Source organism: Paenibacillus sp. V4I3, assembly GCF_030817215.1.
In the GTDB taxonomy this organism is placed as follows: Bacteria; Bacillota; Bacilli; order Paenibacillales; family NBRC-103111; genus Paenibacillus_E.
The window spans coordinates 7768807-7787041 of record NZ_JAUSZA010000001.1 but is presented as its reverse complement, the minus strand read 5'-3'; the positions used below and the strand labels follow the sequence as shown (position 1 = coordinate 7787041).

Here is an 18235-nt window from a genome sequence, read left to right as displayed (position 1 = left end):
TATCCCTTAATTATCCTTGACTTCATAGTTTGTGTTTTATCGGATTTGAAAATATGTGAGAGTGGAGATAGTTATGAGTAAATATGTAATTGGAATTGATCTTGGTGGAACAAATATTAAGTCCGCAATTTTCAACACGGAGTTTCAAAGAATTCACGAAAGAAGTGACCCCACGGAAGCAGCAAAAGGACCTACTCATGTGTTAAACAGAATTAAAGAAATTGTTCAAGAGATGATGTCGTTCGAAGGAATCAATCAAACTTCTATTAAGTGCATGGGTATGGGAATCCCTGGTTTACTTGATCCAGATGAAGGTCTATCCATATTTTCACCAAACTTTCCAGATTGGGAAAACATTCATGTTGTTAATCAAATGAAAAGTAATTTTGACTTCCCTGTTTTTATCGACAATGATGTGCGGGTAAATATGTATGGTGAATGGCTGTTTGGCGCAGGCATCGGTTACAAAAACTTGGTATTGATCACGTTAGGTACTGGTCTAGGATCTGGTATTGTAAATGATGGCAAGGTTTTTTACGGTACAACATCTAGCGCGGGCGAAATTGGGCATATGAATATGTACCGGGAAGGTCGCCCTTGTCGTTGTGGAAGCTCAGGCTGTCTAGGGAGATACGCGTCTGCGATAGGAATGGTTAAAACCTTTACAGACAAGCTTGAGGAAGGGCGGTCAAGTACCGTATTGCAATGGGTGGGAGACGATCGGACGGCAATTACTGCCCATATGATTTCAGAAGCATACGATCTGGGAGATTCACTTGCAATTGAGGTTATGCATGAAACAGGAAAGATTCTTGGATTCGGTCTTTCGAATGTAATCAACTTATTAAATCCAGAAGTAATTATAGTTGGTGGTGGAATGTCGGCAGCTGGTGATCGCTTGCTAAATTCAGTACGTGATACCGCCCGAAATCATGCTTTAAAGCTTTCTTCCCATGCTTGTAAGATAGAACAAGCGAAATTAGGTGGACAAGCTGGTATGATCGGGGCGGCTGCATATGCGAACAGTAAGATGCCTTCATAATCTTGAAGCTTATTAGAAGTTTTCCAGCACAATCTTTCCTATCGATCTACCTGATTCCATTTTTTCATGTACTGCACGTAGGTTTTTTGCATTAATTGGTTCTAGGCGTTCAGTTAAAGTGGTTGTTAACTTACCTTTATCGATTAAGTCGGCCAGATCATTCAGCAACTCGTGTTGTTTGATGATATCTTTGGTATGGAACATGGATCGGGTAAACATGAGCTCCCATACAAACGTGACACTTTTAGAAAAAAGCAGGTCCATATCCAAGCTTCCCGTCCAAGAGGCTTTATCTGCAGGAACGATTGAACAAATCTTACCTTGGGGTGTTATGACCTCTGCCATATTCGCAAAGTGTTGTACTGTGTCATTTAAGCAAAATATATAATCGACAGTCTCAAATCCAATAGTCTTGAGTTGCGATGCAAAATGGCTATTGTGGTTGATTGTAAAATCTGCCCCTTGATTTTTGGTCCACTGGATTGACTCTGGGCGTGAAGCAGTTCCTATTACAGTTAGACCTGCTAATTTGGCAAGTTGAGTAGCAATCGACCCTACTCCTCCTGCTGCTCCGATAATGAGTATGCTTTTATTTTTATTTTCTTCTACACTGAGATGGATTCCTAAACGATCAAATAAACCCTCCCAGGCAGTAATCGAGGTAAGCGGTAAAGCGGCTGCTTGTGCAAAATCCAAACTCTTCGGTTTGTTTCCCACAATTTGTTCATCTACCAAGTGAAATTCACTATTACCCCCTGGGCGAGCCACACTCCCCGCATAATAGATCTCATCTCCAGGTTTAAACAACTGACATTCAGGTCCAACCTGTTCCACGATCCCAGCTACATCCCAACCAAGAATTTTAGGTGATTCTTCTTCATAGTTGGTTTTCTCTCGTACGCCCAAGTCGGCAGGGTTGACAGAGATGGCTTTTACTTCCACCAGTAGATCGCGTCCAGTAGGAATCGGTTTTTCAATATACAGATCAACAAGGCTCTCCGGATTGGATATAGGGAGATATCGGTAAGCGCCGACTGCTTTCATTTTTTGGTGATTAGTCATATTTTTCTTCTTCCTTTCAAGTTGGTATATCGTACGTTTGAATTATATGTTGTATACTTACTTTAAGGAAGTACGCATAATTTTATTATATAGTACTAAAAATCATACCATTGGAGGGAGATAGGGTAATGGGAGATCGAAGAAACAAATACGGTGCTAGTCCAAACATGGCAGGATGCCCTGTGGAGACAACTCTGGACGTCATCGGGGGGAAATGGAAAGGGATCATACTCTATCATCTCATTGACGGAACGAAAAGATTTAATGAATTTCGACGTCTCAATCCGGGTATTACGCAGTTTATGCTTACATTGCAGTTACGGGAGCTTGAACGGGACGGGATCATTCATAGAGAAGTTTATAAAGAAATACCGCCCAAAGTGGAATACTCACTTACCGATTTTGGAAAGACGTTAGTACCGATCATAGTATCTATGAAAGAATGGGGGGAGATTTATAAAATCAAACTTAACGAAATTAGAACGCCACGAGGGGAAGATGCTTGAATGTTCAAATAGGTTGCCTTATATAAGTCATTGCTATATCGAGGGGGAAGTGCATGAACGAGAAGGATTGTTTGATGCTCCAAATTATTTCGGAAGAACAAAACTTAACTAAAGCAGCGGAACGCCTATATGTTACACAACCGGCATTAACTTATCGACTTCATCAAATAGAGAAAGAGTTTGGTGTCCCCATCTTTACCAAAAGCGCAAAGGGAGTTAAGCTTACCCCCGAAGGGGAGTATTTGGTTACTTACGCCAATAAAAATCTGATTGATTTGAGAAATACAAAAGATTATATCGTAAACATGCGAAATGAAGTAAAAGGCAATTTAAGAATAGGGGTCTTCAGCTATTTTGGGCTTCATAACCTTCCTCCAATTTTAAAGAATTTTATTAATGCCTACCCTAAAGTGCAGCTCAATGTGAATACGGGTTGGAGTGACGAAATATTTGAATTGCTGCTTCTTGAAGATATTCATGTGGCGATAGTCAGAGGGGAATTTCAATGGTTTGATGAAAAATATCTGATCAATGAAGGAAACATTAGCATAATATCCCAAGAGAAAATCGATGTAGATAGGCTGCCCGAATTACCTAGGATTAATTATAAAGTGCCTAAACTTACTAGCAAATCATCTACAAGTTATGTTCAATCTCATTCCTCTTTGAGCCGAACGATTGAAGATTGGTGGTATGAGAGATATACGGAGCCTCCTTTTATTACGATGCAGGTTGATACCTATGAAACTTGTAAAGAAATGGTGAAAAATGGATTGGGCTACGCCATTATTCCTAGCAATTTTGTAAGACCAGAGGATGGGTTACATCTAATCAATTTGGTGCGTAAAAATGGCGAGCCGATTATAAGAAACACCTGGATGTTGTACAGAGAGACGTCATTGCAATACACAATGGTGGATCACTTTGTCTCCTATATCAAACAAATAACATAAACCGTAAAGGGACACCGATAAACGGCGTGTTCCTTTTTTGTTTTTATGCTGATCCACGGCATCAATCTAACCTTTTGTTATTAAAAAATTTTTGGTATATAGCAAAAAAATATTAATTTTACTTATATCGTGGTGATGGTTTAAAATTAATACATGAAGTGTTAGTTAATCTGACATGCATAAATCGAAAGGCGATGACAAAAGGTGATTGAGCAATTATTACTAGCTAAAAAACACATTCAGCAAGCTGTTGACACCCGGGACCCTGAATTGCGCGAAATTGCTCTTAAGATTCATTCCAATCCGGAATTAGCCTTTAACGAGTACAAAGCGGTTCATTGGTTAACGGAGCCCCTAAAGAAAGCGGGTTTTGAGGTGGAAACGGGCATAGCGGGTTTGGAGACTGCTTTCCGCGCTTCTTGGGCAGGAAGTTCAGAAGGGCCTACAATCGCCTTGCTAGCCGAGTATGATGCTTTGCCTGAAATCGGTCATGCCTGTGGCCATAACCTGATAGGTACTGCAGCCGTTGGTGCCGCACTAGCTCTTAAAGATTGTTTTCCTGATTTCCCGGGAAAAATAGAAGTCTATGGTACTCCTGCTGAGGAAGATGGCGGCGGCAAAATCATTATGAGCGAGAAGGGTGTATTCGATCAGGTGGACGCAGCTATGATGTGCCATCCACGTCAAAGCAATATGGTGATGCGTGGAGGACTGGCTTGCGTAGATACAACATTCAAGTTTTATGGAAAACAAGCTCATGCTTCATCTGAGCCTGAAAAAGGAATCAGTGCCTTAGATGCTCTAATTAACTCCTATGTAGCCATTAATTCTTTACGTCAGTTTTTTAAGCAAGATGTTAGAATTCACGGAATTATAACAAGAGGAGGAGATGCACCTAATGTTGTGCCCGATTATTGCGAGGCGAAATTTATGTTTCGAGCTCCTACGGTTAAAGAACTGAACGTAGTAAGAGACAAAATTTATACGGTGGTTCACCACTGCTCAGAAGCAGTAGGAGCAACGTGTGAGATAAGCGAAGGTTTGATATATGCGGAAAGAAATAATAATAAATATTTATCCAGCTTATTTAAAGACAATTTAACTCTTATGGGTCTTGAAGTAACCAACCCTCCAGAAAGAGGAGGAATAGGTTCATCAGACATAGGTAATGTGGGACAAATCACAGCTACCATTCATCCGTACATTAGAATTGGTGATGTAACCCCGCATACCCCGGAATTTCGCGATGCGGCGTGCTCCGAGGGAGGCATGACGGGATTGAACCAAGCTGCAAAGGCTTTGGCAATGACCGCCTATGATTTATGTTTTGATCCAGACTCATTACGCCAAGTTCGCGATGAGTTTGTATTATGGAAGGCCAGTAATGAACGCAATAATTAATTATAGGGGGTAGTTATTTTGAAAAAAATTTCATTTATATTGTTTTTGTGCACGATGCTTGTTCTTTCCGCTTGCAGCAGTTCATCAAAATCCTCAGGAACTGATAATCAAGCCGCTGTAGAACCGAAAGATCTTGTTGTCGCTTTAGGTGCTGAACCTACGATTTTGGACCCGCAGGATAGCAATGACGCCTTATCCAACAATGCGACTGAACTCCTTTTCGACAAATTGGTTACTTTGGATAAAGAAGGAAAAATCGTACCTCAGCTGGCGAAAGAGTGGAGTACATCTACAGATGGAAAGAAAATGACGTTTAAGCTTCGTGAAGGGGTCAAATTTCAAGATGATACCCCATTGAATGCTGAAGCCGTCAAATTCAACTTTGACCGGGTTCTGAACAAAGAGAATAAGCTGAATCGATATTCGTTTTATGCTGAGTTTATCGATAAAGTGAACGCGGATAGCGAATATCAAGTCAGCTTCGATCTCAAGTTTCCGTTCGGTCCCGCTTTAACTTATTTTGCTCAAGCGGCTGGCGCTATTCATAGCCCGAAAAATCTGAAAGAGCAGGGCAAAAATATCGGTAAAGCGCCCGTCGGCGCTGGTCCTTTTAAACTGAAAGAATGGGTACCGGGCACCAAAGTTGTGTTCGAGGCCAATCCTACTTATTGGGGCGGCAAGCCGAAAGTGAAGACGATTACGTTTAAGCCGGTTCCTGAAAATGCGTCGCGTTCCATCATGCTGGAAACAGGTGAAGCTGATGTGATCTCGCCTGTCGTTCCTACAGATGTAGAGCGGCTTAAAGGGAACGACAAAGTGAATGTAATCGTTTCTCCAAGCTCTAGAACTCTTGAGTTTCCTCTAAATACTACGAAGGCGCCTTTCAATGATGTAAGAGTTCGTCAAGCCTTGAACTATGCGGTCGATAAAGACACGATTGTGAAAAAAATCTTGTCTGGATATGGTAAGGTTTCTGAGGCGGCTGTTGCAGAGCCGATCGTAGGCTATTCCTCCGTAGGTGCTTATCCTTATGATCCGGAAAAAGCCAAGCAGCTGCTTGCTGAAGCCGGTGTTAAGCCGGGAACCAAGATTATGCTGTGGACACCGGAAGGCCGTTACTTGATGGATCGTCAAATCGCTGAGTTTGTTCAAGGCAATTTACAAGCTGTTGGATTTACCGTGGAATTCCGGAAATATGAGTGGGGCACGTACAAAGGTTTAACAACCAATCCGAAGAAAGACGGTTACGACGTAATCATGGATAGTTGGGGAGCTTCAACTGGAGATGCGGACTGGGCGGCAAGACCGAATTTTGCTACAACTGGAAGCAATAACCTCTCTGGAATCACGAATGCAGATTTGGACGCGCTGCTTGATAAGGGCATGAAAACGGCAAATCCTGACGAACGTAAGAAGACTTACAGTGACGCGTTGAAAATAATTAAGGAGCAAGCCCCTTGGATTTTCGTTTTGGATAATAAGCAAATTACTGGGGTTCGCAAAAATGTAGAGGGCGTCTATAATTGGACTAACGAACGACTTATTTTGCGTGATGCTGTGAAGAAATAAGAAATCTAGATAAATGGGGGAGATGACTTACATCCCCCCATTTTTCACAAGGAGGCACCAGGTTGTTTAGCTATATCATAAAGCGTATGCTGCAGATGATCCCGACCTTGATTGGTGTATCCATTATTGTGTTTATCCTGATTCATTCGGTTCCAGGTGATCCAGCCCGTTTGATAGCCGGCAATGAAGCCAGCGAGCAGGATGTAGAGCTCGTTAGGGATCGGTTGGGACTAAATCAACCTTTGTATGTGCAATATGGAAGTTATGTGTATCATTTGTTAAGTGGTGACCTCGGAACATCCTTACGCTCTGACCGACCTGTTCTACAAGAGATTCTCACGCGATTCCCGACCACAATTACACTTACCGTCATGGCCATTATTATTATGGTGTTGATCGGGCTTATTGCCGGAATCGTTTCTGCCACTAAGCCGAACAGTATTTGGGATAACCTCACGATGATGTTCTCCTTGTTCGGAATATCTATGCCAATTTTTTGGTTGGGACTCATGCTAATTCTTATTTTTTCATATTACCTGCAAATCCTTCCATCCGGAGGGAATGACGGGCTTAAATATTATATACTTCCGGCGTTTGCTGTAGGCCTTTCTTCATCAGCTATCCTTGCCCGACTGACACGTTCCAGCATATTGGAAGTTATTCACCAAGATTTCGTTCGTACGGCACGCGCGAAAGGTGTTAAGGAAAAGGCCGTGATCTATAAGCATACCTTGAAGAATGCGCTAATCCCGATTATTACGGTTATCGGATTGGAATTCGGTCATTTGTTGGGGGGAGCGGTTCTTGCGGAGACGGTGTTCTCTATGAACGGGCTGGGACGCTATGTGATTCAATCCATTCAGTTTAGGGACTATCCGGCGATTCAGGGTAGTGTTCTGTTTATCGCCACCATTTTTGTCGTGGTGAACTTGATCGTCGACCTTTGCTACAGTTTAGTAGACCCCCGGGTGAGATACGACTAAGAAAGGAGCACGTTCATGAGTCAGCTAGAAGCAGCAGATCAACAAGGGGCGCAGAACCATCTGGACCAACAGGCTTACGTCCCCCGTACGCCTTGGAACATGATGGTGAGCCGATTTAAACAGAATAAACGGGCCTTGGTCGGACTGTGGATGACAGTGATCTTTGTCATCGTCGCGCTCTTGGCACGATGGATTGCTCCCTATGATCCTATCGTGCAAAATATGCAAATAATGCTTGAAACTCCTAGTTGGAGCCATCCGTTTGGTACAGATGAATTCGGGCGGGATATTTTATCTAGGATCATTTACGGTACTCAAATTTCATTGATGATCGGCATCGTCGGGGTATTGATTTCCGTTATTATCGGCGTTACGTTAGGAACGGTCTCCGGCTATTTTGGAGGAAAGGCCGACATGTTGATCATGCGTATCGTGGATATTTTCATGGCATTCCCGAGCTTCCTGTTGGCATTGGCGATCGTAAGTGTCTTGGGTCCTGGTATGAGCAACGTGATGATTGCCATTGGTATTTTCTCGGTTCCGACGTTTGCTCGTATTTCCCGCAGCGCCGTCATTTCTGTGAAGAATAAAGAATTTATCGAGGCTGCCAAAGCGATGGGGGGCACTCATGCGTTTATCATTATTAAGCATGTGATTCCGAACAGTATTGCTCCTATTATCGTGTTGTCATCCTTACGAATCGCAACGGCCATATTGACTGCCTCCGGACTCAGCTTTCTAGGTATGGGGGCTCAGCCGCCTACACCGGAATGGGGGGCTATGCTCAGCACGGGAAGGGAATATTTGAGAACGGCCCCTCATGTCAGCACCATACCCGGACTTGCCATTATGTTTATGGTATTGTCTTTCAACATGTTGGGCGATGGCTTGCGCGATGCCCTTGATCCGAAGATGAAGCTGTAACGGGAGGTCATACATTGAAGAACAAATTACTTGAGATCAAAGGGCTCAAGACTTATTTTTATTCCGATGAGGGTGTAGTACCGGCCGTAGACGGAGTTGACATCACGGTTCGTGAGGGAGAAACTGTTGGCATTGTCGGAGAGTCCGGCTGCGGCAAAAGTGTGACTTCTTTAACGGCGATGAGGCTTACCCCCGGTAAGGTGGTAGAAGGCTCAATCACGTTTAATGGGAAAGATCTGTTAGCGCTTTCGGACAAAGAAATCAGAACGATTCGCGGTAATGAAATGGCGATGATTTTCCAAGAACCAATGACTTCTCTGAACCCAGTGTTTACAATCGGCCAGCAGATCGGCGAAGCGGTTGAAATCCATATGAGGTATAACAAGCAAAGGGCGAGGGAACGTGCGATCGAGATGCTCAAACTCGTAGGTATCCCTAGGCCAGAGCAAATTGTCGATGAATATCCTCATCAGCTATCGGGAGGAATGAGGCAGCGGGTGATGATAGCTATGGCGATGAGTTGTAATCCGAAGCTATTGATTGCTGATGAACCGACCACGGCGCTCGATGTAACGATTCAGGCGCAGATTTTGGATCTAATGAGGGAGCTTAAGACGAAACATAATACGGCTATTATGATGATCACTCACGATCTGGGCGTAGTTGCCGAAATGTGTGACCGTGTCATTGTCATGTACAGCGGAAAAGTCGTGGAAGAAACCGACGTAGTAAAACTGTTCACAAACCCGAAACATCCGTATACACAAGGACTCATGAAATCGATCCCGAACATGCATTCGGATGAAAAGAGATTGTATGCTATTAAAGGGATCGTGCCGACTCCAGGCAGCCTGCGCGAAGGTTGCGCATTTGCTCCTCGCTGCGAGTTCGCTTTGGATATTTGCCGGCAAAAAGCTCCACTGCTAATAGAAGTCGAAACCGACCACTTCAGCCGTTGCTGGCTCCATTCTTCGACAGGGGAGGCTCAAAATGAAGCAGCCACTTGTTGAGGTTAAAAACCTAAAAAAATATTTCCCGATCAAAAAAGGAATATTCAGCCGTACCGTGAACCATGTCAAGGCTGTTGATGGACTGGATTTCACGATTTTCAAAGGGGAAACGCTAGGGTTGGTAGGCGAAAGCGGATGCGGGAAATCGACAACAGGAAGGACGATTCTGCAGCTGCTTCAGCCTACAGAAGGAGAGGTATTGTATGAGGGGACCAATCTCGTCGGCATGAATCCGGGGGAGTTAAGGAAGCTGCGTAGAGAAATGCAAATGATATTCCAGGACCCTTATGCCTCTCTAGATCCGCGTATGACTGTAGGTGAAATTATAGCGGAGCCGATCATTATTCACGGTCTAGCCCACGGCAAAGAAAGAGACCGACGCGTGGAGGAACTTCTGAATGTCGTCGGCTTGAGCAGCTACCATGCCAAACGGTATGCGCACGAATTCAGTGGCGGACAGCGCCAACGGATAGGGATAGCCCGTGCGCTAGCCTTAGACCCTAAGCTGATCGTAGCCGATGAGCCGGTATCCGCTTTGGATGTATCGATCCAATCGCAAGTGATCAATCTGCTTCAGGATTTACAGGAGCAATTTCAGTTGACGTATTTGTTCATTGCGCACGATTTAAGTGTTGTAAGGCATATTAGCGACCGCATAGGCGTAATGTACTTGGGGAGAATTGTGGAGCTTGCGGATAAGCATGAACTGTTTAATTCCCCGAAGCATCCCTACACGAAAGCTTTGTTATCTGCCGTACCGATACCGAATCCTTTAGTCAAGAAGGAAAGGATCGTTCTTCAGGGTGATGTACCAAGCCCCGCCAATCCGCCTTCGGGCTGCACATTCCATCCACGATGCAGTGAGTGCATGGCCATTTGTAAGACAGAAAAGCCGATATTGAAGGAAGTTAATGGCCAGTATATTGCATGCCATTTATATAATTAGGTGTTGAATAAGGCATCTATGCAGAATCCTCCTGAGGAGAAAAGCCATTTTATAGGTTTTATCTAGGAGGATTTTGTGTTTATGGAGATGAGCATTTCCACTAGGTGAAAAGGAGCGCTTCAGATGAATACCATGAAGAAAAATAGTATTTCCATAATTGGCGTTCCGCTGCAGTATGGCGCAGATCGAAATGGCGTGGAGATGGGACCAAGCGCATTAAGAGGCTCCGATATGGTTAATAGACTTGAAGCTTTGGGCTATCAGGTACAGGATTTAGGCGATATTCATGTGAATAGAGCTTTGGATGCATGTCGGACAGGCGAAAAACTGAAGTATTTAAAAGAAATAAGTAAAGTGAATAATGAATTATGCCAAGTTGTCACTGGTGAAATGATCAAAGGTCAATTTCCGCTCATTCTCGGTGGCGATCATAGTATTGCGATTGGAACCATTAAAGGGGTTCTACAGCATGTGAACAGGCTCGGGGTCATCTGGTTTGATGCACATACGGATGTGAATACGGAGGAGACAACGTACTCTGGTAATATTCACGGCATGTCCTTAGCGGTTGCACTCGGGTACGGGCACTCGGAGTTGGTATCGATCGGCAGTGTAGAAACAAAGGTAAAGCCGGAGAATGTGGTCATCATCGGAGCCAGATCGATCGATCATGGCGAGAGGACGTTCCTGAAGGAAAAAGGAATTCGCGTCTTTACGATGCATGAGATTGACCGTTATGGAATGAGGCATGTCATGGAAGAAGCGCTCAAAATCGTAACGAACGGAACGGACGGCGTTCATCTTAGTCTAGATATTGACGGAATGGATCCTGCGGAAGCTCCGGGTGTTGGCACTCCGGTATCAGGAGGGATGTCATATAGGGAAAGCCACTTTGCGATGGAGATGCTGTATGAGAGTAATGTGCTCGTATCCGCTGAGTTTGTCGAAGTAAATCCGATGCTTGATCAACATAATAAAACAGCAAGAACAGCCGTGGAGCTGATTGGCTCTGTATTTGGAGAACGCATACTATAACATATCTTAGAGAAGGATTGAAGCCCTATGCAAAGCATATCGAAAACGATCATCCAGCAAATCGAACGCTTCGGCGCTCATAATTACCACCCGCTGCCCATTGTTGTTTCACAAGCGGAAGGCATTTGGGTGGAAGATCCTGAAGGCAACCGTTACATGGACATGCTGAGCGCCTATTCCGCATTAAACCATGGGCACAGGCATCCGAAAATTATTCAGGCACTTAAAGATCAGGCGGATAAAGTAACATTGACTTCCAGAGCGTTTCACAACGATCAACTTGGTGTCTTTTATGAAAAACTTTCAGCTATGACAGGGAAAAGTATGATCCTGCCCATGAATACAGGCGCTGAAGCGGTGGAGACTGCACTCAAAGCAGTAAGGCGTTGGGCGTATCAAGTTAAGAAAGTGCTGACGGATCAGGCTGAAATTATCGTCTGTGCAGGGAACTTTCACGGGAGGACGATTACGATAACTTCTTTTTCGTCTTCGGATGAGTATAAAGAGGGTTTTGGGCCTTTCACTCCAGGCTTTAAAATCATTCCTTACGGCGATTTGGAAGCACTAAAGAAAGCCATAACTCCGAATACAGCTGCTTTCTTAGTGGAGCCGATTCAAGGGGAAGCAGGGATTGTGATTCCGAAGGAAGGATTCTTAAGCAAAGCTTCACAGCTTTGTAAAGAGAACAACATTCTTTTAGTCGCCGATGAAATTCAGACGGGGTTTGGCCGAACCGGAAAGCTGTTCGCATGTGAATGGGAATCGGTGAGACCGGATATATATATAATGGGGAAAGCACTAGGGGGTGGCGTGTTTCCTATTTCCGCCGTTGCAGCAGATGAGGAAATTCTAGGTGTGTTCAACCCCGGATCGCATGGGTCTACCTTTGGCGGGAATCCATTGGGCTGTGCCGTTGCTATTGCAGCCTTGGATGTTTTGGAGGAAGAGCGTCTCGTTGAACGTTCGGCCGAATTGGGAACCTATTTCATTGATAAGCTGCGGAAAATCGATAGTAAAAATGTCAAAGAAGTACGAGGTCGCGGATTGTTCATTGGTCTTGAGCTGGTCGAACCTGCTCGCCCTTACTGTGAGAAGCTAAAAGAGTTAGGCATTCTGTGTAAGGAGACACACGAAACGACGATACGATTCGCACCTCCGCTCACCATTACAAAAGACCAAATAGATTGGGCACTTGAGCGCATCGAGCTGGTGCTTAAGTGAAATAGAATTCCTTCCGATTTGGATAAAGCGATAAGAGGGTGCTTATGATGGGGAACGATAAACAATTAACTATAATTCAAGTGCCTTTTGGGCTTGGGTCCGGACGAACTGGAACTGAACTTGGTCCTGATAGCCTAGAACAGGCGGGCTTATTGCGGCAAATCCGTAAAACAGAGTATGAAATAGCGGCTGTGCATACGGTAAAGTATCCGGAAATTGCCGTACTTCCTCCAAACAAAGCAAAGGATGCGGTAGTAAAGCATTTCCCTGAAGTCATGGAGATGAGTAGGCTGGTGGCGGAGCATGTGTCACAAGCGGCTCTTCAAGGGACATTCCCACTTGTGCTGGGTGGAGATCATAGCGTAACCATCGGGACACTTGCAGGGATGACAACACGTTTTACAAACTTAGGCGTTATTTACTTCGATGCTCATATCGGTTTGAATACCGAGGATACTAGTCCAACGGGAAATATGAACAGGATGACGCTAGCGGCGGCACTTGGCAAATCCAAATTCAAGATAACCGATATTCCGGGGACAAATGCTTTGATTAAAAGAGAGAATGTCGTTATTGTTGGAGTTCGAGATGTAGAGCAAAGTGAGAGGGATTTAGTTCTATCTGAAGGTATTACGTGCTTTACCATGCATGAAATCGACCGTATGGGTATCGAGAAGGTCATGGAAAAAGCGCTGCAAATCGCCGGTAACGGAACGGATGGTATCCATCTTAGTTTTGATATTGACAGCCTAGATCCTTTGGAGGCCCCTGGGGTCAGTATGTCAGTTCCCGGTGGACTAACTTACCGGGAAGCTCATTTTGCCTTCGAGCTGCTAGCGATATCGGGTCTCATTACGTCCATGGATGTTGTCGAATTGAATCCGACCCTCGATGAAAGCAGACGAACGGCACGGCTTGCAGTTGGATTGATCGCCTCGCTTCTCGGTAAGAGAATCTTGTAACCGAACAATCTTGTAACGAAATTATAATTCAGGCGTTCACTCTATCGGGTGCACGCCTATTTTCTTGTGTAAACAGTGGGTAGTAAAGAATGCTGAAACCCACAGTTTTTTTGGGAATGTCAAATTATTGCCGTTGCTACCTTGCAAGCAAATGTTTTAGCATTATGTCACTTGGGTGTAGCTTTCTGTGCAACAACCTTTACAAACACTCTCCACAAAGACGGCGTAAGCCTTTTTTTGTTGGAATATTGTGCTGGACTTAGATGGAGCAATTCGGCAGCTGCTGCAGGCTTTTTGACACGATAGCGGCCGTAGGACCCAAGGCGGTTCCGACAATCAAACGTGATAAAGGGAGCAGCAGGACGATTAATATGATAGAAGGAACGGAGCAAATGCAGTTAATGGCCATACTAATGACTTAATGGAGCCCCGCAGCTTCAAGAATACTAATCAATGAACAGCTGTGAGGTAGTTACTTATGTCCCAGCCTCGACTCTGTTCTAATCGACACTACCATTATGTTCGCGGAACGTAGATACCTTATTTTGCTCGAAACCGCTTATTTCCCGACCAGCCTAGATTAGCAGCTTATATGTCCGAACTCGCTCCTGACCACTTATGACAACCAGCATCTGCTTGTCTACTAGATTACGAAGGAGCGTTCGCGCATATCTCGTGGTGAGTTTAAGGTGATCCGCCAACTCAGCTGGGGTAAGGGGGCGAAGCAGATCGGATGTTGATCAAGTAAAGTGTGTAAACAGCTTCTAACACTGCGGTTGATAGATCATATAAATTCAGTTCTATCTAAAAATAAAGACAGGGCCTGCCACAGCAGGTCCTTATTTTTTGTTCATCTATGCAAGGTTTTGTTAGAGGTACGAAAGTCATTTACACAGATTCACTATCATATATCTTTTAGAATGAGTATGCATAGAACGCGATCCATGAGAGGAGTCAATGAAATGGAAATTCCGAGACGGAATCAAGGGATGTACGGAAATGTACCACAGCCCCTCCGAAGTGACGGAGCGGGAGGGATGGATACCGGTCCCCGGGATGTTATGAGGGATATTGAAAACCCTGACATGCTGGTTCCGCCTGTAACGGATTCTGGCTTGCTCCCTAACATGATATTTTCATTCTCTGACACTTCTATGAAGTTAAATCACGGAGGGTGGTCACGGGAATCACGGTCAGGGAACTACCCATTGCGACCACGCTTTCAGGTGTAAACATGAGCTTGGCGCCAGGTGGTGTCCGGGAATTGCATTGGCATCAACAAGCAGAATGGTCCTATATGATATTAGGTCGAGCACGAATTACGTCAATTGACTCAGAGGGACGAAATTTCATTGCCGACGTAGGCCCTGGCGACCTGTGGTACTTTCCCCCGGGGCTGCCACATTCCATTCAGGGGTTGGAACACTGCGAATTCCTGCTCGTCTTCGATGACGGTAACTTTTCTGATCTTAATACTTAGTCGATCTCCGATTGGTTTGCACACACGCCAAAAGATGTATTATCGGCCAATTTTGGAGTACCTATGAATGTCTTTGACAACATTCCCTCCGGGCAGGTTTATATCTATCAAGACATGGTTCCTGGACCGATTGAAAGTGAGAGGGTACAGTCCCCTTACGGAACCATCCCCTTGAGCTTCAAGCATCAGCTACTAGCACAAACACCAATCAAAACACCTGGCGGCAGCGTACGAATCGTGGACTCTTCTAATTTTCCTATATCTAAAAATATCGCAGCGGCGCTTGTTGAGATTGAACCGGGTGCAATGAGAGAACTACATTGGCATCCGAATAACGACGAGTGGCAGTATTACCTTACCGGACAGGGACGCATGACGGTATTTGCGGGTAATGGCACAGCCCGAACATTTGATTATAGAGCTGGTGATGTCGGCTATGTACCATTCGCTACCGGGCACTATATTCAGAATACTGGTAATCAAACGTTATGGTTTTTGGAAATGTTCAAGAGTGACCGATTTGTTGATGTGTCGTTGAATCAATGGATGGCTCTTACCCCTCGTAACTTAGTGAGAGACAATTTGCATATTGGATCCGAATTATTGGATGCGCTGCGCAAAGAGGAATGGCCGGTCGTCAAATATCCAGGGTTTTCCTACTACCCTAAATAATGATGGACGGAATAGGGCGATATTTGCGAAAAAGGCATACTGCATAGGAGCATGCCTTGCTGTCATTTTCAAGTCTCAGTCATAACACCACCGTTCACATGCAGCACTTGTCCGGTAACAAACGAGGAATCGTCCGATGCCAAGTAAATGTATGTCGGAGCAAGCTCGAACGGTTGACCGGCACGCCGCATCGGTGTCTCAGTGCCGAATGTTTTTACGTATTCGGCGGAGTAGCTGGAAACGATCAATGGGGTCCAGATCGGACCCGGAGCCACCGCATTCACCCGGATCCCTTGTTTCACTAGCTGAAGCGAAAGCGAACGGGTGAACGATACAATTGCGCCTTTGGTTGATGAGTAATCTACAAGGAGGGGGGCCCCCGCGTATGCTGTCACAGATGCCGTGCTGATAATCGAGCTTCCTGACTGCAAATAGGGAAGCGCGGCTTTGGTCATAAAGAAATGCGGGAAAATATTCGTACGGAACGTATCCTCGAGCTGCTGGGTACTGATATTCAGGATGCTCTCTTGGGGAAACTGAACGCCTTGATTCAACACCAGAACATCGATTCTCCCGAAATATTCCAGCGTCTTTCGCACGATTTCATTGGAGAACTCTTCATCTCTTAAGTCCCCGGCAATCGGAAGGCAGCGTTGGCCATAGCGTGATACCATTTCCACTGTTGCTTTGGCGTCTTCATGCTCGTAAAGGTAAGGAATGACCACATCTGCGCCCTCTTTGGCAAAGCCGATGGCCACGGCTCTCCCGATTCCGCTGTCGCCCCCCGTAATAATTGCGACCTTACCTTGTAATTTCCCACTCCCAACATATTGCGGATTGTCTGATATTGGCGTTGGAACCATTAAGTACTCCAAACCCGGTTGTATGTCCTGATGCTGCGGCGGAAAGGTAACGGGTTTATTTTCGCACTTTGTTTCATAGCTGTAATAAGGATATTTCGGGTACATAGCCATCCTCCAATCGTTTTTACAACAGCATGATATTCACCCAGGTCACATATGGTTCTAATTGCTTCACTTCTAGTAGGACTGATTGAAAATGATGTCGAAATATAGGTAAGGTAACAAATACCAACATAAAGGGGTAAAACGGATGAATCGCAAAAAAACGCTTTGGACATTGATCGTGTCACAAATCGTGTACGTCTTGTTTGTAATAGTATGGCTGTTTGTCGCCGGAATGTCGGTCATGATGTTCGACCATCCTGATGCGGTAAATGATGTGACGACTTGGCTTTTTTTTTCTTATATTGTCATTTACCCGCTAGGACTTCTGGCCGCGCTAATTACGGGATGGATTCTTTTTTCCCGCCGGAGGTATAAGGCTGCGCTGATCTGGAACTGTATCCCGCTGCTCTGGATCGTACCCTTGCTGGGCTTTTTAGCTTATGCGAATTTATGAACCCATAAGCGTGGGGCTTTAGCGGGTATTAACGAATAGAAAGAATAGAAAGAATAGACAAAAAGACACCGTATAGGTGTCTTTTTGCATGCCAGCTCCCTTCCAGCAGAAGGAGAGCAAGGCGATGGTGAAGCATTTGGTTCCGTCAAACATGGCCCGGTGTAAGCTTGAGCCACTTGGCCAATCCGGTTAAAAAGTATAAAAGTACGTGCATGCTGAATTCGATTTTAGAGTCATTTAGCTTTCGTGAGGGTAGATGGACTACAGTGGTTACCAATGTAGGAGGCACAATGAAAGAATAGACTTCTCTATCAACCAGCATTCAAGTTAGCTGTGGTTAAAGCTTACCAAAAGGGCAGGAAACCGTCTGAGCGTTTTGAAGTGTCTAAGAATGGGGTCACAGTTCAAAATATACCTAGGAACGGCTTCCTTCACAAACTTAATAAAAAAGGTATCGCCATATCCGCAATGCGTCGATGCCCTGACTCGTTCGGATGCAAGCCATCTGAAGTAAAAAGGGGCAGCGTCAGCTTATTGAGCCCGCTTTGTTCATACAGATTAAGGACAGGGAGCGCGTACAGACGACCAATTTGTTTAATAGCTTCGACATAATCGTATAAGCGGTGCCCGACAGCATTGACATAGAAGATGTCATAACCATCTTTATCCCTCTGCAGCGGTGTCCACAAGCTTAGGCGGCAGTGTGGATTTTTCGCCAAAATATCTTCGATGAGGGTCGTATAGGCTCCATAAAACGTATAAATATCGGTCGAACCGATGCCGCCAATAGGTTTATCCAAGCGAAAATCATTCACTCCCGCGAAGACGGTGACGCAATCCAAGGAAGCATCTATCGTTTTGCCCACATGCGTCGTGGCTCCGTAATCGCGGTCGCCTCCGGCAGTCATCGAACAGCCGCTTTTCCCATAATTGATGACGCTCGAAAAGCCTAGAGCAGACTGAATGAGAGGCTGATATCCGCCTGCTTCCGTAATACTGTCACCGAGTGTTCCCCAGGTTTTTCCTACCCACTTACTTTGCATGTCA

16 protein-coding genes and 1 pseudogene are annotated in these 18235 nt (G+C 44.9%); 14 read left to right on the top strand and 3 right to left on the bottom strand.

Annotation, left to right across the window (positions count from 1 at the left end; all coding sequences use genetic code 11):
* Positions 1-73 precede the first annotated feature (73 nt).
* Complete coding sequence (locus tag QFZ77_RS35880) at positions 74-1042, top strand: ROK family protein (protein ID WP_307448191.1); 969 nt, start codon at positions 74-76, stop codon at positions 1040-1042.
* 12 nt (positions 1043-1054) lie between these two features.
* On the opposite strand, the gene QFZ77_RS35875 is transcribed toward QFZ77_RS35880, so the two are convergent.
* Positions 1055-2104 carry a zinc-binding alcohol dehydrogenase family protein gene (locus QFZ77_RS35875; protein WP_307448187.1) on the bottom strand — a complete coding sequence of 350 codons (1050 nt, stop codon included), beginning with the start codon at positions 2102-2104 and terminating at the stop codon, positions 1055-1057.
* A 128-nt stretch (positions 2105-2232) separates the two neighbouring features.
* Here QFZ77_RS35875 and QFZ77_RS35870 point away from each other — a divergent pair, with 128 nt between their 5' ends.
* The 12 genes and pseudogenes from QFZ77_RS35870 (at position 2233) to QFZ77_RS35815 (ending at position 15766) form a co-directional block, all read left to right on the top strand.
* The gene (locus QFZ77_RS35870) at positions 2233-2610 is read left to right on the top strand and encodes a winged helix-turn-helix transcriptional regulator (protein WP_307448184.1); all 378 of its coding nucleotides are present in this window, start codon (positions 2233-2235) and stop codon (positions 2608-2610) included.
* A gap of 53 nt (positions 2611-2663) precedes the next feature.
* Complete coding sequence (locus tag QFZ77_RS35865; RefSeq protein WP_307448182.1) at positions 2664-3563, top strand: LysR family transcriptional regulator; 900 nt, start codon at positions 2664-2666, stop codon at positions 3561-3563.
* Between the two features lie 204 nt (positions 3564-3767).
* A complete protein-coding gene (locus QFZ77_RS35860) occupies positions 3768-4964 on the top strand; it encodes a M20 family metallopeptidase (protein WP_307448180.1) in 1197 nt (398 codons plus the stop codon).
* A gap of 18 nt (positions 4965-4982) precedes the next feature.
* Positions 4983-6533 (top strand): glutathione ABC transporter substrate-binding protein, encoded by a 1551-nt coding sequence (locus QFZ77_RS35855; protein ID WP_307448178.1) that lies wholly within the window; start codon positions 4983-4985, stop codon positions 6531-6533.
* Positions 6534-6595: 62 nt separating this feature from the next.
* Complete coding sequence (nikB, locus tag QFZ77_RS35850) at positions 6596-7516, top strand: nickel ABC transporter permease (protein ID WP_307448176.1); 921 nt, start codon at positions 6596-6598, stop codon at positions 7514-7516.
* Between the two features lie 15 nt (positions 7517-7531).
* Positions 7532-8440, top strand: a complete 909-nt coding sequence (gene nikC / locus QFZ77_RS35845; RefSeq protein WP_307448174.1) for a nickel transporter permease — start codon at positions 7532-7534, stop codon at positions 8438-8440.
* Between the two features lie 14 nt (positions 8441-8454).
* Positions 8455-9450 (top strand): ABC transporter ATP-binding protein, encoded by a 996-nt coding sequence (locus QFZ77_RS35840; RefSeq protein ID WP_307448172.1) that lies wholly within the window; start codon positions 8455-8457, stop codon positions 9448-9450.
* Positions 9431-10396: an ABC transporter ATP-binding protein gene (locus tag QFZ77_RS35835; protein ID WP_307448171.1), complete on the top strand. Its 966-nt coding sequence runs from the start codon at positions 9431-9433 to the stop codon at positions 10394-10396. Before QFZ77_RS35840 ends, QFZ77_RS35835 begins: the two co-directional genes overlap by 20 nt.
* A gap of 132 nt (positions 10397-10528) precedes the next feature.
* Entirely contained in the window at positions 10529-11431 is a 903-nt protein-coding gene (rocF, locus tag QFZ77_RS35830) for an arginase (protein WP_307450083.1), read from the top strand.
* A gap of 27 nt (positions 11432-11458) precedes the next feature.
* Positions 11459-12652, top strand: coding sequence for an ornithine--oxo-acid transaminase (locus QFZ77_RS35825; RefSeq protein WP_307448169.1), 1194 nt, complete (start codon positions 11459-11461; stop codon positions 12650-12652).
* Between the two features lie 44 nt (positions 12653-12696).
* Positions 12697-13614: an arginase gene (gene rocF / locus QFZ77_RS35820; protein WP_307448167.1), complete on the top strand. Its 918-nt coding sequence runs from the start codon at positions 12697-12699 to the stop codon at positions 13612-13614.
* Between the two features lie 962 nt (positions 13615-14576).
* Positions 14577-15766: pseudogene (locus QFZ77_RS35815) on the top strand (oxalate decarboxylase family bicupin).
* Between the two features lie 68 nt (positions 15767-15834).
* Here QFZ77_RS35815 and QFZ77_RS35810 read toward each other — a convergent pair.
* The gene (locus tag QFZ77_RS35810) at positions 15835-16734 is read right to left on the bottom strand and encodes an SDR family oxidoreductase (RefSeq protein ID WP_307448165.1); all 900 of its coding nucleotides are present in this window, start codon (positions 16732-16734) and stop codon (positions 15835-15837) included.
* Between the two features lie 145 nt (positions 16735-16879).
* Here QFZ77_RS35810 and QFZ77_RS35805 point away from each other — a divergent pair, with 145 nt between their 5' ends.
* The gene (locus tag QFZ77_RS35805) at positions 16880-17188 is read left to right on the top strand and encodes a hypothetical protein (protein ID WP_307448163.1); all 309 of its coding nucleotides are present in this window, start codon (positions 16880-16882) and stop codon (positions 17186-17188) included.
* 431 nt (positions 17189-17619) lie between these two features.
* Here the strand turns inward: QFZ77_RS35805 and QFZ77_RS35800 are convergent, their stop codons facing one another.
* The gene (locus QFZ77_RS35800) at positions 17620-18231 is read right to left on the bottom strand and encodes an SGNH/GDSL hydrolase family protein (protein ID WP_307448161.1); all 612 of its coding nucleotides are present in this window, start codon (positions 18229-18231) and stop codon (positions 17620-17622) included.
* Positions 18232-18235: the final 4 nt, after the last annotated feature.

Bases quoted from the DNA above. Each gene is read 5' to 3' on its own strand.
- QFZ77_RS35875 (WP_307448187.1), bottom strand. From the start codon at position 2,104: ATGACTAATCACCAAAAAATGAAAGCAGTCGGCGCTTACCGATATCTC.
- QFZ77_RS35810 (WP_307448165.1), bottom strand. From the start codon at position 16,734: ATGTACCCGAAATATCCTTATTACAGCTATGAAACAAAGTGCGAAAAT.
- QFZ77_RS35880 (WP_307448191.1), top strand. From the start codon at position 74: ATGAGTAAATATGTAATTGGAATTGATCTTGGTGGAACAAATATTAAG.
- QFZ77_RS35825 (WP_307448169.1), top strand. From the start codon at position 11,459: ATGCAAAGCATATCGAAAACGATCATCCAGCAAATCGAACGCTTCGGC.
- QFZ77_RS35800 (WP_307448161.1), bottom strand. From the start codon at position 18,231: ATGCAAAGTAAGTGGGTAGGAAAAACCTGGGGAACACTCGGTGACAGT.
- QFZ77_RS35865 (WP_307448182.1), top strand. From the start codon at position 2,664: ATGAACGAGAAGGATTGTTTGATGCTCCAAATTATTTCGGAAGAACAA.
- QFZ77_RS35870 (WP_307448184.1), top strand. From the start codon at position 2,233: ATGGGAGATCGAAGAAACAAATACGGTGCTAGTCCAAACATGGCAGGA.
- QFZ77_RS35805 (WP_307448163.1), top strand. From the start codon at position 16,880: ATGAATCGCAAAAAAACGCTTTGGACATTGATCGTGTCACAAATCGTG.
- rocF (WP_307450083.1), top strand. From the start codon at position 10,529: ATGAAGAAAAATAGTATTTCCATAATTGGCGTTCCGCTGCAGTATGGC.
- rocF (WP_307448167.1), top strand. From the start codon at position 12,697: ATGATGGGGAACGATAAACAATTAACTATAATTCAAGTGCCTTTTGGG.
- QFZ77_RS35835 (WP_307448171.1), top strand. From the start codon at position 9,431: ATGAAGCAGCCACTTGTTGAGGTTAAAAACCTAAAAAAATATTTCCCG.
- nikC (WP_307448174.1), top strand. From the start codon at position 7,532: ATGAGTCAGCTAGAAGCAGCAGATCAACAAGGGGCGCAGAACCATCTG.